The following is a 2,173-nucleotide window of genomic DNA, read 5'->3' on the forward strand; positions in this document are numbered from 1 at the left end:
CTCGAGGCGCTGCGCACGGCGGCCGCAGCCGATGCCGCGCTGGCGCAGGAGATCGCGGCGCGGATCGCCGCGCGCGACGCGGAACTCGCCCCGGCGATGGAATCCCTCGCGCCCGGTGCGCGCACGGAAGGGGCGGATACCGCGCCGCCGATCGAATCCACGACACCCCTGCCGCTGCCGCTGCGCGCGCGGCCGGATGCGACGTCGGTGCGCGTCGCCACGCTGCCGGCGGGCACGCAGGTGGCGCTGCGCCCATCGCGGGATCCCGACTTCGTCGCGGTGGAACGGCCGGGCGGGATGCGGCTCGGCTATGTGCCGGCATCGTCCTTCGGCGCGGCCGCACCCGCACGGCGCGTGCCGCGGGCGGACGAACCGCTGCGCTTCCTCGCCGCGACCAACGTCGCGCGACGGGACAATTTCGCCGAGACGGTGGGCGACCTCACCCGCGCGGGCCAGGGCCAGGGCTTCGAGCCCGCCCAGCCCTGATCCCGCGTCGAGGCGGTCAGACCGGCTCGGCCATCGCCCGCATGAAGGATTCGCGGAAGCGGATCGGATCGCGGTCGGTCTGCGTCCGGCCCGGCTCATTGTCGATCTTCACGCCGATCAGGTGCGGCCCGTCGGTCGTCAGCGCGCGGCTCACCAGCGCGTCGAACTCCGCATGGTCCGCCGCCCAGGTGGCACCGCCGATGCCCGACGCCCGCGCGATGGCGACGATGTCGGTGCGGGACGCCGCCGCCGGCGTCCCCTGCCCGCCGGTGATCTGGTAGATGCCGTTGTCCCAGACGATGACGCAGAGGTTCCTGGGCGCCTGCGCCGCGATGGTGGACAGGCAGCCCAGCTGCATCAGCAGCGACCCGTCGCCTTCGAGCGCGAAGACGCGCCGCTTCGGCTGCGCGAGGGCCACGCCCATCGCGATCGGCGCGGCGAGGCCCATGCTGCCCAGCATGTAGAAATTCTCCGGCCGGTGGCCCGCGCCCCAGAGATCCCAGTTGGAATTGCCGATGCCGCCGATGACGGCCTCGCGCTTCGTCAGCATGCCGACCAGGCGCTTCGTCAGCGCCGCGCGGTTCATCACATGCAGGTTGTCGGTCGCGTCGGTCACTTGCGCCCCCCGGTCAGCAGCGGCGAGAGGATCAGGCAGGCCGGCCAGCGCGTGGCGAAGGCCTGGCGGATGGTGCGGTCGGCCATGAAGGCCGCTTCGTCCAGCCGGCTCATCGTGTGGTGCTCGATGCCCATGGAATCGAGGATCGGCCGCATGGTGCGGCAGACGATCGCCTGGCCCGGATTGAACTCGCCGAGCGTGCCGCGCTCGCTCACCACCATCACCACCGGCACCTGGCAGGCGACGGGCAGGCTGGCCAGCACGTTGGGCAGCGTCGCGAAGCCCGAGGTCTGCATCAGCACCACGCCGCGCATGCCCGACATGGTCGCGCCGGTGACGATGCCGACGGCTTCCTCCTCCCGCGCGCAGGTGAAGGCGGTGAAGAAGGGGTCCGCGTGCACGCCTTCGATCAGTGGGCGCAGCACATTGTCCGGCACATAGGTGACGAGGCGGACATCATTGTCCTTGAAGGCCTGGCGCAGGATGCCGTGCCAGGTGGCGGGCGCGCCCTCGGCGCTGGTCATGGCGAACGTCCCTCAGCAATCGCGCGCCCGGTATCGCACCCGCGCCGAAGGCGGCATAGGGGGGGCATGGAGACGACGACGCCCCGCCTGCTGATCGACGCCGATGCCTGCCCGGTGCGGGAGGAAGCGCTGCGCGTCGCCCTCCGCCTGGGGCTCGAGACGCTGCTGGTGACGAATGGCAGCCGCCCGGTCCGCCCGCCGCCCTCGCCACTCGTGCGCCTCGTCGTCGTGGCCGCGGGCGCGGACGTGGCCGATGACCGCATCGTCGAGGAAGCGCGCGCGGGGGACATCTGCATCACCGCCGACATCCCGCTCGCCGCGCGCTGCCTGGCGAAGGGCGCGGCGGCACTGTCCTTCAAGGGGCATCCCTGGACGGAGGACAATATCGGCGGCGCGTTGGCCGGGCGCGAACTGTCCCGCGCGCTGCGCGAGGCCGGGGCGATCACCGGCGGCCCCGCGCCGATGGCCGCGGCCGATCGCGCGAGGTTCCTCAACGCGCTCGACCGGATGGCGCAGGCCGCGCTGCGGCGCGCGCGGGGCGGCTGAG

4 protein-coding genes are annotated in these 2,173 nt (G+C 73.1%); 2 read left to right on the forward strand and 2 right to left on the reverse strand.

Annotated features, from left to right (window positions below):
- Window positions 1-486 (forward strand): SH3 domain-containing protein (locus tag HW577_RS24010; protein WP_198378620.1); only part of this gene is annotated, 486 nt, incomplete at its 5' end.
- A 16-nt stretch (window positions 487-502) separates the two neighbouring features.
- On the opposite strand, the gene HW577_RS24015 is transcribed toward HW577_RS24010, so the two are convergent.
- Entirely contained in the window at window positions 503-1,102 is a 600-nt protein-coding gene (locus HW577_RS24015) for a thiamine pyrophosphate-dependent enzyme (protein ID WP_332837804.1), read from the reverse strand.
- On the reverse strand, window positions 1,099-1,626 hold the full coding sequence (locus HW577_RS24020) for a thiamine pyrophosphate-binding protein (protein ID WP_198378621.1): 528 nt from the start codon (window positions 1,624-1,626) through the stop codon (window positions 1,099-1,101). The genes HW577_RS24015 and HW577_RS24020 overlap by 4 nt, the downstream gene beginning before the upstream one ends.
- Before the next feature lie 66 nt (window positions 1,627-1,692).
- Here HW577_RS24020 and HW577_RS24025 point away from each other — a divergent pair, with 66 nt between their 5' ends.
- Window positions 1,693-2,172: a YaiI/YqxD family protein gene (locus HW577_RS24025; RefSeq protein WP_198378622.1), complete on the forward strand. Its 480-nt coding sequence runs from the start codon at window positions 1,693-1,695 to the stop codon at window positions 2,170-2,172.
- Window position 2,173 lies beyond the last annotated feature (1 nt).

Origin of the sequence: Neoroseomonas rubea (assembly GCF_016106015.1) — a bacterium.
GTDB lineage: Bacteria > Pseudomonadota > Alphaproteobacteria > Acetobacterales > Acetobacteraceae > Neoroseomonas > Neoroseomonas rubea.